Origin of the sequence: Pseudomonas sp. PNPG3, from assembly GCF_023093815.1 — a bacterium.
In the GTDB taxonomy this organism is placed as follows: Bacteria; Pseudomonadota; Gammaproteobacteria; order Pseudomonadales; family Pseudomonadaceae; genus Aquipseudomonas; species Aquipseudomonas asiatica.
On sequence record NZ_JALLKV010000019.1, the window covers coordinates 23,611 to 40,110 of the forward strand.

At 64.2% G+C, this 16,500-nt stretch carries 16 protein-coding genes; 11 read left to right on the forward strand and 5 right to left on the reverse strand.

Annotated features, from left to right (window positions below; translation table 11 throughout):
* Window positions 1-41 precede the first annotated feature (41 nt).
* Window positions 42-1,256, forward strand: coding sequence for a phosphoserine phosphatase SerB (gene serB / locus MJ643_RS14515; protein ID WP_015272016.1), 1,215 nt, complete (start codon window positions 42-44; stop codon window positions 1,254-1,256).
* A 131-nt stretch (window positions 1,257-1,387) separates the two neighbouring features.
* Here serB and asd read toward each other — a convergent pair whose 3' ends face one another.
* From asd to MJ643_RS14530, 3 genes are read right to left on the reverse strand one after another with little or no spacing between them, the layout of a single operon-like run.
* Window positions 1,388-2,251: an archaetidylserine decarboxylase gene (gene asd / locus MJ643_RS14520; protein ID WP_013974449.1), complete on the reverse strand. Its 864-nt coding sequence runs from the start codon at window positions 2,249-2,251 to the stop codon at window positions 1,388-1,390.
* Between the two features lie 9 nt (window positions 2,252-2,260).
* Window positions 2,261-3,070 (reverse strand): rhodanese-like domain-containing protein, encoded by an 810-nt coding sequence (locus MJ643_RS14525; RefSeq protein ID WP_208209324.1) that lies wholly within the window; start codon window positions 3,068-3,070, stop codon window positions 2,261-2,263.
* Window positions 3,071-3,114: 44 nt separating this feature from the next.
* Window positions 3,115-4,650, reverse strand: coding sequence for an HDOD domain-containing protein (locus MJ643_RS14530; protein ID WP_024087814.1), 1,536 nt, complete (start codon window positions 4,648-4,650; stop codon window positions 3,115-3,117).
* Between the two features lie 130 nt (window positions 4,651-4,780).
* Between MJ643_RS14530 and motA the strand changes: the two genes are divergently transcribed.
* Together motA and motB are read left to right on the forward strand one after the other, a co-directional pair.
* Window positions 4,781-5,632, forward strand: coding sequence for a flagellar motor stator protein MotA (motA, locus tag MJ643_RS14535; protein WP_015272014.1), 852 nt, complete (start codon window positions 4,781-4,783; stop codon window positions 5,630-5,632).
* Between the two features lie 3 nt (window positions 5,633-5,635).
* Window positions 5,636-6,649, forward strand: coding sequence for a flagellar motor protein MotB (gene motB / locus MJ643_RS14540; protein WP_013974445.1), 1,014 nt, complete (start codon window positions 5,636-5,638; stop codon window positions 6,647-6,649).
* Between the two features lie 189 nt (window positions 6,650-6,838).
* Here the strand turns inward: motB and rsgA are convergent, their stop codons facing one another.
* Entirely contained in the window at window positions 6,839-7,870 is a 1,032-nt protein-coding gene (gene rsgA, locus MJ643_RS14545) for a small ribosomal subunit biogenesis GTPase RsgA (protein WP_013974444.1), read from the reverse strand.
* A 143-nt stretch (window positions 7,871-8,013) separates the two neighbouring features.
* Here rsgA and orn point away from each other — a divergent pair, with 143 nt between their 5' ends.
* Window positions 8,014-8,556, forward strand: a complete 543-nt coding sequence (orn, locus tag MJ643_RS14550) for an oligoribonuclease (protein WP_013974443.1) — start codon at window positions 8,014-8,016, stop codon at window positions 8,554-8,556.
* A 100-nt stretch (window positions 8,557-8,656) separates the two neighbouring features.
* The gene (locus MJ643_RS14555) at window positions 8,657-9,268 is read left to right on the forward strand and encodes a trimeric intracellular cation channel family protein (RefSeq protein WP_013974442.1); all 612 of its coding nucleotides are present in this window, start codon (window positions 8,657-8,659) and stop codon (window positions 9,266-9,268) included.
* A 107-nt stretch (window positions 9,269-9,375) separates the two neighbouring features.
* On the opposite strand, the gene queG is transcribed toward MJ643_RS14555, so the two are convergent.
* Window positions 9,376-10,440, reverse strand: coding sequence for a tRNA epoxyqueuosine(34) reductase QueG (gene queG / locus MJ643_RS14560; protein WP_013974441.1), 1,065 nt, complete (start codon window positions 10,438-10,440; stop codon window positions 9,376-9,378).
* A 65-nt stretch (window positions 10,441-10,505) separates the two neighbouring features.
* On the opposite strand from queG, the gene MJ643_RS14565 reads away from it, so the two are divergent.
* The 6 genes from MJ643_RS14565 to hfq all read left to right on the forward strand — a co-directional run bounded on the left by MJ643_RS14565 (window position 10,506) and on the right by hfq (window position 16,489).
* Complete coding sequence (locus MJ643_RS14565; RefSeq protein WP_024087813.1) at window positions 10,506-11,366, forward strand: NAD(P)H-hydrate dehydratase; 861 nt, start codon at window positions 10,506-10,508, stop codon at window positions 11,364-11,366.
* On the forward strand, window positions 11,354-11,827 hold the full coding sequence (gene tsaE, locus MJ643_RS14570; protein ID WP_013974439.1) for a tRNA (adenosine(37)-N6)-threonylcarbamoyltransferase complex ATPase subunit type 1 TsaE: 474 nt from the start codon (window positions 11,354-11,356) through the stop codon (window positions 11,825-11,827). Before MJ643_RS14565 ends, tsaE begins: the two co-directional genes overlap by 13 nt.
* A gap of 11 nt (window positions 11,828-11,838) precedes the next feature.
* Window positions 11,839-13,269, forward strand: a complete 1,431-nt coding sequence (locus MJ643_RS14575; protein ID WP_013974438.1) for an N-acetylmuramoyl-L-alanine amidase — start codon at window positions 11,839-11,841, stop codon at window positions 13,267-13,269.
* Window positions 13,266-15,161 (forward strand): DNA mismatch repair endonuclease MutL, encoded by a 1,896-nt coding sequence (gene mutL / locus MJ643_RS14580; protein WP_013974437.1) that lies wholly within the window; start codon window positions 13,266-13,268, stop codon window positions 15,159-15,161. Before MJ643_RS14575 ends, mutL begins: the two co-directional genes overlap by 4 nt.
* A 1-nt stretch (window position 15,162) precedes the next feature.
* Entirely contained in the window at window positions 15,163-16,134 is a 972-nt protein-coding gene (miaA, locus tag MJ643_RS14585) for a tRNA (adenosine(37)-N6)-dimethylallyltransferase MiaA (RefSeq protein WP_013974436.1), read from the forward strand.
* A gap of 94 nt (window positions 16,135-16,228) precedes the next feature.
* Window positions 16,229-16,489, forward strand: a complete 261-nt coding sequence (gene hfq / locus MJ643_RS14590) for an RNA chaperone Hfq (protein ID WP_003258160.1) — start codon at window positions 16,229-16,231, stop codon at window positions 16,487-16,489.
* Window positions 16,490-16,500 lie beyond the last annotated feature (11 nt).

Below are 16,500 nucleotides of genomic sequence, written 5' to 3' on the forward strand. Positions count from 1 at the left end.
TCGGTAGAATGCGCATTTTTCATCGAAGTCGGAGCCAGGTTGTGCGCGAAATCGTCCTGATCAACATCACCGGTGAGGACCGTCCCGGTCTCACTGCGGCTATCACCGGCGTCCTGCTGCAGGGCGGTGTGAGCATCCTCGACATTGGCCTGGCAGTCATGCACGGTACCTTGTCGTTCGGCATCCTGGTCGATATCCCGGACAACGAAGTGGCCACCTCCCTGCTGCAGAGCGTGCAGGCCAAGGCCCACGAGCTGAACCTGCAGGCCCGCTACACGCCGATTTCCGAGGCGGACTACCAGCACTGGGCCGATGGCCAGGGCGAGGCGCGCCACATCGTCACCTTGCTCAGCCGCAAGATCACTCCAGAGCAACTGCAGCGGGTGAGTGCGGTGATCAGCCGGTACGGCCTGACCATCGAGCGCATCGAGCGCCTGTCGGCCCGTGTGGCGCTGGATGCCGAGACCGACAAGGGCAAGGCGGCCATCGAGATCTCTGTGCGCGGCGTGCCGAGCGATGCCGAGGCTCTGCGTGCCGACTTCTTCGCCCTGGCCGAAGAGCTGAGCATCGACATTGCCTTCCAGAAGGACGACCTGTTCCGCCGCAACCGTCGCCTGGCGGTCTTCGACATGGATTCGACGCTGATCGAAGCCGAGGTCATTGACGAACTGGCAAAGGCCGCTGGCGTGGGTGAGCAGGTTGCCGCCATCACCGAGCGCGCCATGCGCGGCGAGCTGGACTTCCGCGCCAGCTTCAAGGAGCGCATGGCGCTGCTCAAGGGCCTGGATGTGGGCGTGTTGGATGAGATCGGGGCGTCGCTGCGTCTGACCGAAGGTGCCGAGAACCTGTTTGCCGAGCTCAAGCGCCTGGGTTACAAGACCGCGATCCTGTCCGGTGGCTTCACTTACTTTGCTCGCCAGGTGCAGGCGCGTCTGGGCATCGACTATGTGTTCGCCAACGAGCTGGAAGTGGTCGATGGCAAGGTGACCGGCGTGGCTGTGGAGCCGATCGTTGATGCCCAGCGCAAGGCCGAGCTGCTGCAGAAGCTGGCCAGCGAAGAAGGCTTGCAGCTGGAGCAGACCATTGCCGTGGGTGACGGTGCCAACGACCTACCGATGCTGTCGCTGGCCGGCCTGGGTGTGGCGTTCCGCGCCAAGCCGCTGGTGCGCCAGTCGGCCAAGCAGGCGATTTCTACCCTGGGATTGGATGGAGTGTTGTATCTGCTGGGCCTGCGCGACCGCGACGCGCGCGGCTGACTCGACAATCCGGGGCTGCTTCGCAGCCCATCGCGACACAAGGCCGCTCCTACAGGGAATCGCATATCTCCTGTAGGAGCGGACTTGTGTCGCGAAAGGGCCGCAAAGCGGCCCCAGGTTCCATCAGGCAATCAAGCCTGCACAGGCGCCGCCAACTGCTGCCCCATGCGCACCGCTGAACCCGCACCCAGGTTCTCCGCCCACTTCACCTGCTCCGGCCCGAACAGCACGATGGCAGTCGACCCCAGCTTGAAGCGGCCTAGTTCGGCACCTTTCTCCAGGTGGATCGGCGCGCGGCTGGCTTCGTCGTAGCGGAAGGTCTTCAGTTCACGCTTGGGTGGCGTCACCAGCCCGGCCCACACGGTTTCGATCGAAGCGACGATCATCGCGCCCACCAGCACCACGGCCATCGGCCCGCGCTCGGTATCGAACAGGCAGACCACGCGCTCGTTGCGGGCGAACAGCTCGGGGACGTTCTCTGCGGTGGTCTGGTTGACCGAGAACAGGCGGCCCGGCACGTAGACCATTTCACGCAGGGTACCGGCCAGCGGCATGTGCACGCGGTGGTAGTCCTTGGGCGACAGGTAGATGGTGGCGAACTCGCCGCCCATGAACGGCGCGGCCATGGCCGGGTCACCGCCAAGCAGCTCCTGCGCGCTGAAACCGTGGCCCTTGGCCTGGAAGATGCGGCCGTGCTCGATCGGGCCAAGCTGGCTGACGGCACCGTCGGCCGGGCAAAGGATGGCGCCCGGGGTCTCGTCCAGCGGGCGGGCACCCGGCTTCAGGGCACGGGTGAAGAATGCATTGAAGTGCTCGTATGCGCTCAGGTCCTCGACCAGCGCTTCGCTCATGTTGACCTGGTAACGCTTGGCGAACCAGGCGGTGAAGGCGTTCTTGAACCAGCGCACGCGGCACTCGGCTATGCAGCCGGCCAGCCGCGACAGTAAGTGGTGCGGCAGCAGGTACTGGCTGATGATGAACAAACGGGATTTCATGCAGGTTCCTTAGACTTCTACAGGCGTGTCCGGGTGGTTGCCCCATTCGCTCCACGAGCCGGCGTAGGCCTTGACGCGCGGGTATCCAAGGGCCTTGGCCACCAGGTAGGTGAAACCGGAGCGGCGGTGGGTCTGGCAGTGGGTGATCACTTCCTTGTCGGGGGTGATGCCCAGGTTGTTCAGGACTTCGGCGATGTCCTGGCGAATGCGCAGGTGGTCGTTGAGGTCCATGCCGGCGGTCCACTCGAAGTTGATCGCGCCGGGGATGTGGCCGCCCTTGGCTGCCAGTACTTTCTCGCCGCTGAATTCCTGCGGGCCACGGGCGTCCCAGATGACCAGGTCGTCGGCGCCCAGGCGGCTTTGCAGGTACTCGCGGGTGGCGGTTGGCGAAGTGTCGATGCGCAGGTGCACCGGCGCATTGCCGCTGGCGGGCACTTCTGTGGAGAGCTTGTCGGCGGGCCAGGCCTGGATGCCGCCATTGAGATAGTGGTAACGCTTATGGCCGATCACGTCGAGCAACCAGATGAAGCGCCCGGCCCAGCCGCCGCCCTCATCGTCATACACCACATACACGGCATCGTCACGGTGGCCGAGTTCGCTGAACAGTTTTTCCAGTTCGCCCAGGGCCGGCAGCAGGCCGGGCGCGGGGGGCTGGCCGAGCTGGGTACGCTTGCCTTCGACAAAGCGTGCGCCGGGGATATGCCCGCTGACATAGCGGTTGGCGCTGCTCAGGTCGATCAGGATCAGCTGTGGCGAATCCAGGCGCGGCAGCAGGTCCGCGGCTTCGATCACCAGGGGCAGGCCGGAAAAGTCAGTCATCCACGGTCTCCAGTGTGGAAAGAGGGGCGATTGTAGCGCAAGGCTCAGGCCTTGCGGTTGGCAAACACCGACAGCGCCCGTTCGGTGCACTGTGCGGTCTTGCCGAAGGCTTGCACGCTGATATCGGCCAGCGGCCGGCAGCCCTGGTCTGCCACCATCAGCATCAGCACCTGGTCCGTCACCGCCAGCGAGCGTAGCAGCACGTGCTCGCTGCGGAACAAGGCACGCAGCGGGGCCGGCAGCAGGGCCGAGAACTGGCTGTGGTTTTCCGGGGTGATACGCAATTGCCCGGCCTTGGCCAGCAGCTTTTGCAGCAGTTTGTTCTGCGCCACCGGCAGTACCAGCGCCCCGGCTTCCTTGGGCAGGCCGGCCATCTGCTGCACGCGCAGCTGGTCGTTGGCCTTGTCCAGGCTCAGCAGCAGTATCCGCTGCATGCCAGAGGCCAGAAGGGCCTCGATAACCTGCGTGGCCAGGTGCACGCTGTTGGTGAACGGGCTGGGCTGGGCCAGAAGGTCTTGGCACAGCTTGCGCCAGCGCGCCAGTTCGTCGCTTGTGGGAGGTGGCGGAGCCAGCATGTCTGGGTGCGGACGGCGCTGGTGCCAGGGCCAGATCAGCGCTTCGGCCGGGTGGAACAAGGCATGCTGGGCATGGCGGCGGGCGCTGGCCGCAGCCTGCTGGTGCACCTGCTGCTGCACGTCGTCCAGCGAGGTCTGCAGGTACAGTGCGGTCAGCAGCTGCCAGCGCAACAGGTGCGGGTTGTCCCAGCCCACTTGTGCCGCCAGGGCCAGGTTGTTTGCCAGCAGCACGGTGTTGGCCGGCTGGTTGAACCAGCGGCGCAGGCCAGGCTCGGCGTCCAGGCGGTGTTGCTGGCTGAGCAGGTCCGGGTCGCGGGCGATACTGAGCACCTGGGCCAGTTGTTCGCGCTCTTCCAGCAGCAGGCGGTAACCCTGGGTCACCCATTGTGGCAGGCGCCAGTACTCCGCCATGGTCTGGCACAGCTCCATGATGCGCACGCCAAACAGTTCTTCCTCGACATGGGCGGCGTCTTCGCCCTTGTGGATAACCCGCAGCTCCCAGGTATCGAGCAGCTTGGGGTAGGCCAGCGCCAGCGGCCAGAGTGGCGACAGGAACAACAGGCTGCCCCAGTGGATTTCCTGCCACAGCCGTGCCAGGCGGCTTGCGAACAGGCCGCTGGCCTGCTGCGAGGCGTGCTGGCTGATCAGCTGGAACTGGCACAGTACCGGCGGAATCTCTTCGACGGGCACTGCTGGCAGGCGCTTGAGCAGCTGTTCGCTGCGCTCCAGGCCCAGGCGGTTGAGGGCGACTTCCAGGCTTTCGGCGGGCTCTGCCAGGCTGGCATTGGTGGGGTGATTGGCTTCGCGCATCACCGACAGCACCAGCGCCGGGCTATCTTGCATCAGTTCGGCGATATCGCGCAGTGAGCGGCGGTTATCGTGGATGGCGGCCATGACCCGGTCGTAGCTGTGCTTCGGCACGGGGATGCGAACACTCTCGAGCAGCTTTACCCAGGCCTCTAGCGTACGTGGAGCCTGAGCGGGCACCTTGGTTTCAATTGGCATTTTGACATCAGTCCGAACTGGCTTTTCGCATTGAGTGGCTATAGTCTGGCGCAGTTCTGCCGATAAGTAGAAGAAGAGTTTTAAAGCTCCCGTCTCTTCCCCTGACCACGACAGCAAGTGCTTTGAACCTATGGCTAAAATTATCGGCATCATCGTCGTATTCGCGAGCGTGCTCGGCGGATACGTGCTTTCCCACGGCAAGATCGCGGCACTGATCCAGCCGTTCGAAGTACTGATCATCGGCGGTGCGGCCTTTGGTGCATTCCTGCAGGCCAACCCTGGCCACATGACCATGCACGTCATCAAGAAGTCGATGAAGATGTTCGGCTCGCGCTTCACTCACGCCTTCTACCTGGAAGTGCTGGGCCTGGTGTACGAAATTCTCAACAAGAGCCGGCGCGAAGGCATGATGGCCATCGAGGCCGATATCGAGGATGCCGCCGCCAGCCCGATCTTCGCCAAGTACCCGACGGTGCTGGCCGATGAGCGCATGACCGCGTTCGTCTGCGACTATCTGCGCATCATGTCCACCGGCAACATGGCCCCGCACGAACTCGAGGGCCTGTTCGACATGGAACTGCTGAGCATGAAGGAAGAACTGGAGCACCCGTCCCATGCGGTGACCGGCATCGCCGACGGCATGCCCGGCTTCGGTATCGTTGCGGCGGTACTGGGTATCGTGGTGACCATGGCCTCGCTCGGCGATGGTGACCAGGCCTCCATCGGCCTCCATGTGGGTGCGGCGCTGGTGGGTACCTTCTTCGGTATTCTGGCGGCCTACGGCTTCTTCGGCCCGTTGGCCAAGTGCCTGGAGCACGATGCCAAGGAAGAGCTGAACCTCTACGAATCGATCAAGGCTTCGCTGGTGGCCTCGGCCTCGGGCATGCCGCCTTCGCTGGCGGTCGAGTTCGGGCGCAAGGTGCTGTACCCCAAGCACCGCCCAAGCTTCGCCGAACTGGAACAAGCGGTTCGCGGTCGCTGAGTCATGGAGAACAATCAGCCCATCATCGTCAAGCGCGTCAAGCGCTTTGGCGGCGGCCACCACGGCGGCGCCTGGAAAATCGCCTTCGCCGACTTCGCCACGGCGATGATGGCGTTCTTCCTGGTGCTGTGGCTGTTGTCCACGGCCACCCCGGAACAGAAGATCGCCATTGCCGGCTACTTCAAGGACCCGATCGGCTTCTCGGAAAGCGGAACGCCCTACGTCATCGACCTGGGCGGCTCGCCTCAGCTGGCGCCGGAAAAGACCATCAACCCCGAAGCCAAGTCGGAGCCGACGCCTGATACCAGCATTCAGCTGGACAAGGACCAGGTGGAGACCATGGCCGAGCAGGTCGAGCGTGAGCGTCTGGAGTTGCTGCTGCAGGAACTGCAGAACAAGGTGGAAGAGAACCCGCAACTGCAGAAGTTCAAGGACCAGATCCTGTTCGAGATCACCCAGGACGGCCTGCGCATCCAGATCATGGACGCCGAGAACCGGCCGATGTTCGACATTGGCAGCGCGCGCCTGCAGCCGTACTTCGAGGACATCCTGCTGGCGATGGCAGACACCATCAAGGCGGTGCCGAACAAGATCAGCATCAGTGGCCACACCGACGCCAAGCCCTATGCCGGCAGTGGCGAGTTCGGCAACTGGGAATTGTCGGCCAACCGCGCCAACGCCGCGCGCCGTGCACTGGTGGCCGGCGGCTACCCGGATGGCCAGGTGGCGCGGGTGGTGGGTTATGCCTCGTCGTCGCTGTTCGACCGCAAGGACCCGTTCAACCCGGTCAACCGCCGCATCGACATCATCGTGCTGACCAAAAAAGCCCAGCGCAATATCGAAGGCGAGCAGGGCGCGCCGGAAGCACCGGCTGCCGAGCCCGCGCCGCCGGCCGCTGCGGCACCGGCGGCGCCAGGGGAGGCCGGGCAGGCCCCCATGCAGCCGCGTGAATTGCGCCAGAAGCTGAACATCTTCGAAGAGGGGACGCTGAAGATGGATGAGGCCAAGGACCAGTAAACCCTTTTTCGTCTTGCGTGGTCCCTTGTGGGGGCGGCCTTGTGTCGCGAAAGGGCCGCAACGCGGCCCCGGCAATATTTGCATTAATGCTGATATCTGGGGCCGCTGCGCGCCCCATTCGCGACACAAGGCCGCTCCCACAGGATCGCGCCGCGGCTGAAGCCGGCGCAGAACCCGTGGAGCAAGCGGTCAGTAAGCGTCTTCCGGCAAACTGGCAATGATCGAGCGGTAGCTGTTCATCCGTTGCTGCTTGATACGCCCCTCGTCCAGCGCCTTGAGCAGCGCGCAGCCCGGTTCGCGATCATGCTTGCAGTCGCGGAAGCGGCAGGTGCCGAACAGGTCGCGGAACTCGATGAAACCATCCTCCACATCACTGCGGCTGACGTGACCCAGGCCGAACTCGCGGATGCCCGGTGAGTCGATCAGGTCGCCACCATTGGGGAAGTGGTACAGCCGCGCGGTGGTGGTGGTGTGGGTACCCTGGCCAGACCATTCCGACAGGTCGCCGACACGGGTGCCGGCCTCCGGCAGCAGGCTGTTGACCAGCGACGACTTGCCCACCCCCGACTGGCCGACGAACACGCTGATGTGGCCGTCGAGCATCTGCTGCAGGCGTTGCATGCCGTCACCGTGATGTGCCGAGACCTCGAGCAGCGGGTAGCCGAGCTCGCGGTAAACCTCCAGCAGCGCATGCAGGCCCGGGCCGTTCTCTTCGTTGATCAGGTCGGCCTTGTTCAGCAGCAGCAGCGGGCGAATGCCAGCGTGCTCCGCGGCCACCAGGTAACGGTCGATCAGGTTGGGGTGCGGTTCGGGCGCGGGGGCAAAGACGATCACGATCAGGTCGACGTTGGCCGCCACCGGCTTCAGCTGGCCGTGGTTGTTAGGCCGGCACAGCTCGGTGCTGCGCGGCATCTGCGCGACGATCACGCCAATTCCCTGGTTGCCCGCCCGCCATACCACGCGGTCGCCGGTAACCAGCGCCGGCAGGTTGGCGCGCAAGTGGCAACGGAACACCTGGCCCGCGGCTTCGCCGTCCTGGGCTTCCACTTCTACCTGCACACCGAAGTGCGCAATCACCAGGCCCAACTGCTCTGGCCCAAGGTCGCCACCCTCCAGTTCCTGCAGCACGTGCTGTTCGCGTTTGGCCGCACGCGCGGCGCGCTCGTTCTGGATTTTTTCGATGCGCCAGTTCTGGCGGCGATTGAGCTGGCGTTTGGCCATGAAGGTTCCGTGCGTGGGGGCAGGTTGAAAACGGCAGGCAGTTTAGCACGCCAGGCGCCGGACCATTTGGCTTACCTTCGCACCGTGAATGGGCGTGCCTTGGCCACTACGCTACTATGACGGCCTATACGAGGAGCCCCCGCATGCAAAACCCACAGAACCTGATCTGGATCGACCTGGAAATGACCGGCCTGGATCCGGACAGCGACGTCATCATCGAGATGGCCACCATCGTCACCGACAGCGAACTGAACACCCTGGCCGAAGGGCCGGTGATCGCCATCCACCACAGTGACGAAGTGCTGGCGCGCATGGACGAGTGGAACACCCGCACCCATGGCGCTTCGGGCCTGACCCAGCGCGTTCGCGAGAGCAAGGTCGACATGGCCGAAGCCGAGGCGCAGACCATTGCCTTCCTCGAGCAGTGGGTACCGAAAGGCAAGTCGCCGATCTGCGGCAACAGCATCTGCCAGGACCGCCGCTTCCTCTACCGGCACATGCGCAACCTGGAAAACTACTTCCACTACCGCAACCTGGATGTCTCGACCCTGAAGGAGCTGGCTGCACGCTGGGCACCTGATGTGCGTGATAGCTTCAAGAAGGGCAACACCCACCTGGCGCTGGACGACATCCGCGAATCGATCGCCGAACTGCGCCACTATCGCGAGCACTTCATCAAGGTGTGAGCCGAAAAGGCGCAGATATTGTATCTGCGCCCTCTTTTGGTGCCATGGGCAACTGGTTAGACTGCGCGCCTTTCTCGCACGCCCGCACGGACCCCGCACCATGTTGTTGATGCTCTACCTCATCGCCATCACCGCCGAAGCCATGACCGGCGCATTGTCTGCAGGCCGCCGCGGCATGGACTGGTTCGGCGTGGTGCTGATTGCCTGCGTCACTGCCCTGGGTGGCGGCTCGGTGCGTGACGTGCTTCTCGGGCATTACCCGCTGACCTGGGTGAAGCATCCTGAATATCTGGTGCTGACCAGCTGTGCGGCGCTGCTGACCATTTTCATCGCGCCGATGATGCGCCGCCTGCGCTCGCTGTTCCTGGTGCTCGATGCCCTGGGGCTGGTGGCCTTTACCCTGATCGGCTGCATGACCGCGCTGGAGATGGGGCAGGGCATGCTGGTGGCGTCGATCAGCGGGGTGATCACCGGGGTATTCGGCGGGATCTTGCGGGATATCTTCTGCAACGATATTCCCTTGGTGTTCCGCCGCGAGCTGTACGCCAGCGTGTCGTTTGCCGCGGCGTGGTTCTACCTGGGGTGCGTGTATTTCAAGGTGCCGGCGGAGCAGGCGATGCTGCTGACCTTGTTTGGCGGGTTCCTGGTGCGGCTGCTGGCGATTCGGTTCCATTGGGAAATGCCCAAGTTCCACTACAACGACCAGCAGTAGCTTTGACATGCGCCCCCTGTGGGAGCGGGTTCACCCGCGAACACGGGCGCAGCCCGTGCCATCCTCCGCGGTGGCTTCTTCGCGGGTAAACCCGCTCCCACAGGGGGCTACGAAATGCCGTGCTGCGCCAGCGCCCACTCCACATGCTCCCTCACCAGCTCCGAGGCATCCTCGCGCCGCGCCTTCAGCGCTTCGATCACCGGGATTGTCGATGGCGCATTGCCAAGCCCCACCGCCAGGTTGCGCAACCAGCGCTCATACCCGGCCCGGCGCAATGGCCCGCCTTCGGTCTTGCGCAGGAAGGTCCTTTCATCCCACAGGAACATCTCCGCCAACTCGGCATTCTCCAGCCCGTGCCGTGGCTGGAAATCCTGCTCTTGGCTGTGCCTGGCAAAGCGGTTCCACGGGCAGACGATCTGGCAGTCATCGCAACCGAACACCCGGTTGCCCATCTTCGAACGCAACTCGACGGGGATCGGCCCCCGCAGTTCGATGGTCAGGTAGGAGATGCAGCGCCGAGCATCCAGTACGTACGGCCCGACGAAGGCCTGGGTCGGGCAGATGTCCAGGCAGGCCTGGCAGCGCCCGCAATGTTCGCTGGTGGTGGCTTCGTCCACCGGCAGCGGCAGGTCGACGAACAGCTCGGCGAGGAAGAAATAACTGCCCGCCTTGCGGTTGAGCAGCAGGGTGTTCTTGCCGATCCAGCCCAGCCCGGCCTGCTCGGCCAGGGCCTTTTCCAGCACCGGAGCGCTGTCGACGAAGGCGCGGTAGCCGAACGGGCCGATGGCTTCCTGAATGCGATCGGCCAGGAACTGCACGCGCTTGCGCACCAGCTTGTGGTAATCCCGGCCCAGGGCGTAGCGCGATACGTAGGCTTTTTCGGGCTGTGCCAGGCGCTGCGCCATCTGTGTGTCGCCCGGCAGGTAATCCATGCGCAGCGATACCACGCGTACCGTGCCAGGGATCAGTTGCTCTGGGTGTGCACGCTTGCTGCCGTGGGCATCCAGGTAATCCATCTCGCCCTGGTAGCCGGCGTCGAGCCAGCGCTGCAGGTGGTGTTCGTGTTCGCCAAGGTCTACCCCGGCGATGCCAACATGGGCAAAACCGAGTTCTTGGCCCCAAATCTTGATGGATTGGGCCAGTTGGGCGAGGTCAGGCGTACAGACGGACATGGATGGGCAAGGCAATACGGGCTCAGGTGCGTATAATTCTGCCAGACATTGGAGCCTTTGACCCCATGCCGCAGACCAAACACCCCAGCCATACCCCTCAATTGCTCAGCAGCGTGACTGTCTCGCATCTGCCGGCACGTCATGCGCATGCCCACAAAGGCGACTTCGGCCATGTACTGGTGGTCGGTGGCGACCTTGGTACCGGCGGCGCTGTGCTGCTCAGTGCCGAAGCCGCCCTGCGCTGTGGCGCGGGGCTGGTCAGTGTGGCGACCCGGCCCGAACACGTGACTGCCAGCCTGGCGCGCCTGCCGGAGGTCATGTGCCTGGGCGCCAGTTCGGCCAACCAGCTGATGGGCGTGCTGGAGCGCGCTTCGGTGCTGGTGGTCGGTCCAGGCCTGGGTCAGGCGGCCTGGGGTCGCAGCCTGCTGTCGGCGGTGGCCAATGCCGAACGCCCACAGGTGTGGGACGCCGATGCCCTGAACTTGCTGGCGCGCACCCCGCTGGCCCTGCCCAGTGGCAGCATCCTTACCCCGCACCCAGGGGAGGCAGCGCGGCTGCTGGGCATTTCCACCGAGGCTGTACAGGCGGATCGCCCGGGCGCTGCACGCAAGTTGGCGCGGCGTTACAACAGCGTCTGCGTGCTCAAGGGGGCTGGCACTCTGGTAGCCGACCCGGCCGGGCAACTGCTGTTGTGCGAACGTGGCCACCCGGCCATGGCCGGTGCCGGCCTGGGCGATGTGCTGACCGGCGTGCTGGCGGCGCTGTTGGCCCAAGGCCTGGATGCCTGGCACGCCGCGGGGCTGGGGGTATGGCTGCACGCCTGTGCCGGCGAGCGTCTGGGCGTAAAAGGTAGAGGCCTGGCTGCCAGCGATCTGGCGCCGGTCATTCGTGAGTTGTTGGAGGAGCATTCTGCGTGTCTGGCTTAAACCTGTTTCTGGCCGATGAAGCGGCCACGGTCAAATTCGGCGCACAACTGGCCGAGGTGACCGGCGGTCACGGCGTGATTTTTCTGGAAGGTGACCTGGGCGCGGGCAAAACCACGCTGTCGCGTGGCCTGATTCGTGGCCTGGGCCATACTGGTGCAGTGAAAAGTCCGACCTTCACCGTAGTCGAGCCTTACGAGATCGGTGAGGTGCGGGCGTTCCATTTCGACCTGTATCGCCTGGTCGATCCGGAAGAGCTGGAGTTCATGGGCATTCGTGACTATTTCGAGGGCGACCCGCTGTGCCTGTTCGAGTGGCCACAAAAGGGTGCGGGCGTTTTGCCAAAGCCCGACCTGACCATTACCATAAGCCCCCAAGCGGGCGGACGCTCGCTGAACCTTTCGCCGCAGGGGGCTCGCGGCGAGGCCTGGTGCGTGGCACTGGCCGAACACTATAAACAGTAAGTGGGGTAGGTATGCGCATACGCGCACTGGTCGCCATCGTTGGGCTGCTGCTGACAACGGTGACCGTTGACGCTCTGGCCGTCACTCAAGTCAAGAGCATGCGCCTGTGGCGCGCGCCGGACAACACGCGGCTGGTCTTCGACCTGTCTGGCCCCGTGCAGCATAGCGTCTTCACCCTGAGCGCACCTGATCGCCTGGTTATCGACATCAATGGCGCGACCTTGGCCGCGCCACTGAACGTGGCTACCTCCAATACGCCGATCAGCAGCGTGCGTTCGGCCCAGCGCACACCGACCGATCTGCGTGTGGTGGTCGACCTGAAAAAGTCGGTCACCCCAAAAAGCTTCACCCTGGCGCCCAATGCCCAGTACGGCAACCGCCTGGTGGTCGACCTGTACGACCAGGAGGCTGACGCCATCGCGGCCAGCGCGCCGACTCCGGCCCCGACTCCGGCACCAACGCCTGCAACCACGCCAGCAGTACCGGTGACCCCGGCTCAGCCTGCCATCAAGCTGCCGCCGGTTCCCAACGGCAAGCGTGACATCGTGGTTGCCATCGACGCCGGTCACGGCGGCGAAGACCCGGGGGCATCCGGCTCGCGTGGCCAGCATGAAAAAGACATCGTGCTGCAGATCGCCAAGGAACTGCAGCGCCAGATCAACAGCGAAAAAGGCTTCCGGGCCGAGCTGACCCGTACCGGCGACTACTTCATCCCACTGCGCAAGCGCACGGAAATCGCCCGCAAGAAGGGCGCCGACCTGTTCATCTCGATCCACGCCGACGCCGCGCCGTCCCGCGCCGCCTTTGGCGCCTCGGTGTTCGCCCTGTCCGACCGCGGCGCTACCTCCGAGACTGCGCGCTGGCTGGCCGACACGGAAAACCGTTCCGACCTGATCGGTGGTGCCGGTAACGTCAGCCTCGACGACAAGGACCGTATGCTGGCCGGCGTGCTGCTCGACTTGTCGATGACCGCCACGCTCAGCTCCAGCCTCAATGTCGGGCAGAAGGTGCTGGGCAACATGGGCCGCATTACCTCCCTGCACAAGCAGCGGGTGGAACAGGCCGGTTTCATGGTGCTGAAGTCGCCGGATATCCCGTCGATCCTCGTTGAAACCGGGTTCATCTCGAACAACAACGAAGCCGCCAAGCTGGCCACCGCCAGCCATCAGCAGGCCCTGGCCCGTTCGATCCATACCGGTGTGCGCCAGTATTTCCAGCAGAACCCGCCGCCGGGCACCTACATCGCCTGGCTGCGCGACACCGGCAAGATCGCCGCTGGCCCGCGTGAGCACACGGTGCGCCCAGGAGAGACCCTGGCGATGCTTGCCGTTCGCTACCAGGTCAGCGTCACCAGCCTGCGCAGCACCAACAGCCTCAAGACCGATGAGCTGAAGGTCGGCCAGCGCCTCGATATCCCTGCTACCACGTTGGCCTCGCAATGAGTGGCGGTTCGCGCATCCAGCTGCTCAGCCCGCGTCTGGCCAACCAGATTGCCGCCGGCGAGGTTGTCGAGCGGCCGGCCTCTGTCGCCAAAGAGTTGCTGGAGAACAGCCTGGACTCCGGCGCCCGGCGTATCGACGTGGAAGTTGAGCAGGGCGGCGTCAAGCTGCTGCGAGTGCGAGACGATGGCAGCGGCATCTCCGCCGACGACCTGCCGCTGGCCCTGGCCCGTCACGCCACCAGCAAGATCCGTGAGTTGGAGGACCTGGAAGGGGTCTTGAGCCTGGGCTTTCGTGGTGAGGCCCTGGCCTCGATCAGCTCGGTGGCGCGCCTGACCCTGACCTCGCGTACCGCCAGCGCTACCGAGGCCTGGCAGGTGGAAACCGAAGGCCGGGACATGACACCGCGGGTGCAGCCGGCGGCGCATCCGGTGGGTACTTCGGTGGAAGTGCGCGACCTGTTCTTCAATACCCCGGCCCGGCGCAAGTTCCTCAAGGCCGAGAAAACCGAATTCGATCACCTGCAGGAAGTGATACGGCGCCTGGCGCTGGCGCGCTTCGATGTCGGCTTCCACCTGCGCCACAACGGCAAGAGCATCCTCAGCCTGCATGAGGCCCACGATGAAACCGCCCGTGCGCGGCGGGTGGGCGCCATCTGCGGCCCGGGCTTCATGGAGCAGGCGCTGCCGATCGACGTGGAACGCAACGGCCTGCGCCTTTGGGGCTGGGTCGGCCTGCCGACGTTCTCGCGCAGCCAGGCAGACCTGCAGTATTTCTTCGTCAACGGCCGTGCGGTGCGCGACAAGCTGGTCGCCCACGCCGTGCGCCAGGCCTACCGCGACGTGCTGTTCAATGGTCGGCACCCGACTTTTGTGCTGTTCCTGGAGTTGGAGCCCAACGGCGTCGACGTCAACGTGCACCCGACCAAGCACGAAGTGCGTTTCCGCGAGGGGCGCTCGGTTCACGACTTCTTGTATGGCACCCTGCATCGCGCCCTGGCCGATGTGCGCCCTGAAGACCAGTTGGCGGCGCCAGCTGCCGTACCCGAAGTGGTCCGCGCCACGGGCCAGCAGGCCGGTGAGTTCGGCCCCCAGGGCGAAATGCGCCTGGCCTCGCCGGTGCTCGAGCAGCCGCGTGGCCCGCAGCAGTCATTCTCCAGCGGTGGTAGTGGTGCGGGTTACCAGTATCAGTACACGCCGCGCCCCTCGCAGCCGCTGCCGGCCGCCGAGGCACAGGCGGTGTATCGCGAGTTCTACAAACCGCTGGATGACGGCGCGGTGCCGACGACGCTGCCTGAAAGCCAGGGCGATATTCCACCGCTGGGCTACGCGTTGGCGCAGCTCAAGGGTATCTACATCCTGGCCGAGAATGCCATTGGCCTGGTGCTGGTAGACATGCACGCCGCTCACGAGCGCATCATGTACGAGCGCCTCAAGGTGGCCATGGCCAGCGAAGGCCTCAGCGGCCAGCCGCTGCTGGTGCCCGAGACCCTGGCCCTGAGCCAGCGTGAAGCAGACTGCGCCGAAGAGCACGCGCAGTGGTTCCAACGGCTGGGTTTCGAACTGCAGCGTCTGGGCCCCGAGACCTTGGCTATCCGCCAGATCCCGGCTTTGCTCAAGCAGGCTGAGGCCAACCGCCTGGTGCAGGATGTACTCGCCGACCTGATGGAATACGGCACCAGCGACCGTATCCAGGCGCACCTCAACGAGCTGCTCGGTACCATGGCCTGTCACGGTGCCGTGCGCGCCAACCGGCGCCTGGCGATCCCCGAGATGAACGCCCTGCTGCGTGACATGGAAAACACCGAGCGCAGCGGCCAGTGCAACCATGGTCGCCCCACCTGGACCCAGATGGGCCTGGACGACCTGGACAAACTCTTCCTGCGCGGTCGATGAAATGAGCGGCAAGCCCCCTGCAATATTCCTGATGGGCCCGACGGCGGCCGGCAAGACCGACCTGGCCATCGAGCTGACCAAAGTACTGCCGTGCGAGCTGATCAGCGTCGATTCGGCGCTGGTCTACCGCGGCATGGACATCGGTTCGGCCAAGCCCTCCAAAGAAATCCTCGCCGCCCACCCGCACCGGCTGATCGACATTCGCGACCCGGCCGAAAGCTATTCGGCTGCGCAGTTCCGTGCCGATGCCCTGGAAGCCATGGCCGAGATCACCGCACGCGGCAAGATCCCGTTGCTGGTGGGCGGCACCATGCTCTATTACAAGGCGTTGATCGATGGCCTGGCCGATATGCCGGCGGCCGATGCCGCGGTGCGTGCCGAGCTGGAAGCCCAGGCCGAAGCGCTGGGGCTGGCCGAGTTGCACCGCCAGTTGGCCGAGGTTGACCCTGAGTCGGCGGCGCGTATCCACCCCAACGACCCGCAGCGATTGATCAGGGCGTTGGAGGTTTACCGGGTGAGTGGCGAGAGCATGACGGCACATCGACAGCGTCAATTCGCGGAAAGTCGCGGCGCAGACGCAGGCGCTGGCGGACATTTGCCCTATACTGTCGCGAGTTTGGCGATTGCTCCTACAGATCGTCACATTTTGCATCAGCGAATTGCGTTACGATTTTCACAGATGCTGGAACAGGGCTTCGTCGACGAGGTCCGATCGCTGCGAGCCAGAAGTGACTTGCACGCCGGGCTGCCGTCTATACGGGCAGTGGGGTATCGGCAGGTCTGGGATTACCTGGACGGCAAGCTGACTGAGAATGAGATGCGTGAACGCGGTATCATTGCCACCAGGCAGCTGGCCAAGCGGCAGTTCACCTGGTTGCGTGGCTGGCCTGAAGTACACTGGCTTGACAGCCTGGCCTGCGACAATCTGTCCCGCACCTTGAAATACCTTGGGGCCATCTCCATATTGAGCTGAGTCCCTGCTGATTGCCGTCTATTCTTGCGAAGGGGCGGCCTAATTTATCGATTTTCTTGATTTTCTATTATTTATCCTTACAGGAGTGCGGCATATGTCAAAAGGGCATTCGCTACAAGACCCTTACTTGAACACCTTGAGAAAAGAAAAGGTCCCGGTATCCATCTATCTGGTCAACGGCATCAAACTGCAGGGTTCGATCGAGTCCTTCGACCAGTTCGTGGTACTGCTGAAGAACACCGTCAGCCAGATGGTCTACAAGCACGCCATCTCGACCGTGGTTCCTGCCCGTCCGGTTCGTCTGCCAAGCCCGTCCGATTCCGAACATGGCGACAGCGAGCCAGGCAACGCCTGATAGGAGCCTGC

Coding starts and splice junctions, on each gene's coding strand:
- asd (WP_013974449.1), bottom strand. CDS start 2,251: ATGAAATCCCGTTTGTTCATCATCAGCCAGTACCTGCTGCCGCACCAC.
- MJ643_RS14525 (WP_208209324.1), bottom strand. CDS start 3,070: ATGACTGACTTTTCCGGCCTGCCCCTGGTGATCGAAGCCGCGGACCTG.
- MJ643_RS14530 (WP_024087814.1), bottom strand. CDS start 4,650: ATGCCAATTGAAACCAAGGTGCCCGCTCAGGCTCCACGTACGCTAGAG.
- motA (WP_015272014.1), top strand. CDS start 4,781: ATGGCTAAAATTATCGGCATCATCGTCGTATTCGCGAGCGTGCTCGGC.
- motB (WP_013974445.1), top strand. CDS start 5,636: ATGGAGAACAATCAGCCCATCATCGTCAAGCGCGTCAAGCGCTTTGGC.
- rsgA (WP_013974444.1), bottom strand. CDS start 7,870: ATGGCCAAACGCCAGCTCAATCGCCGCCAGAACTGGCGCATCGAAAAA.
- orn (WP_013974443.1), top strand. CDS start 8,014: ATGCAAAACCCACAGAACCTGATCTGGATCGACCTGGAAATGACCGGC.
- MJ643_RS14555 (WP_013974442.1), top strand. CDS start 8,657: ATGTTGTTGATGCTCTACCTCATCGCCATCACCGCCGAAGCCATGACC.
- queG (WP_013974441.1), bottom strand. CDS start 10,440: ATGTCCGTCTGTACGCCTGACCTCGCCCAACTGGCCCAATCCATCAAG.
- MJ643_RS14565 (WP_024087813.1), top strand. CDS start 10,506: ATGCCGCAGACCAAACACCCCAGCCATACCCCTCAATTGCTCAGCAGC.
- MJ643_RS14575 (WP_013974438.1), top strand. CDS start 11,839: ATGCGCATACGCGCACTGGTCGCCATCGTTGGGCTGCTGCTGACAACG.
- mutL (WP_013974437.1), top strand. CDS start 13,266: ATGAGTGGCGGTTCGCGCATCCAGCTGCTCAGCCCGCGTCTGGCCAAC.
- miaA (WP_013974436.1), top strand. CDS start 15,163: ATGAGCGGCAAGCCCCCTGCAATATTCCTGATGGGCCCGACGGCGGCC.
- hfq (WP_003258160.1), top strand. CDS start 16,229: ATGTCAAAAGGGCATTCGCTACAAGACCCTTACTTGAACACCTTGAGA.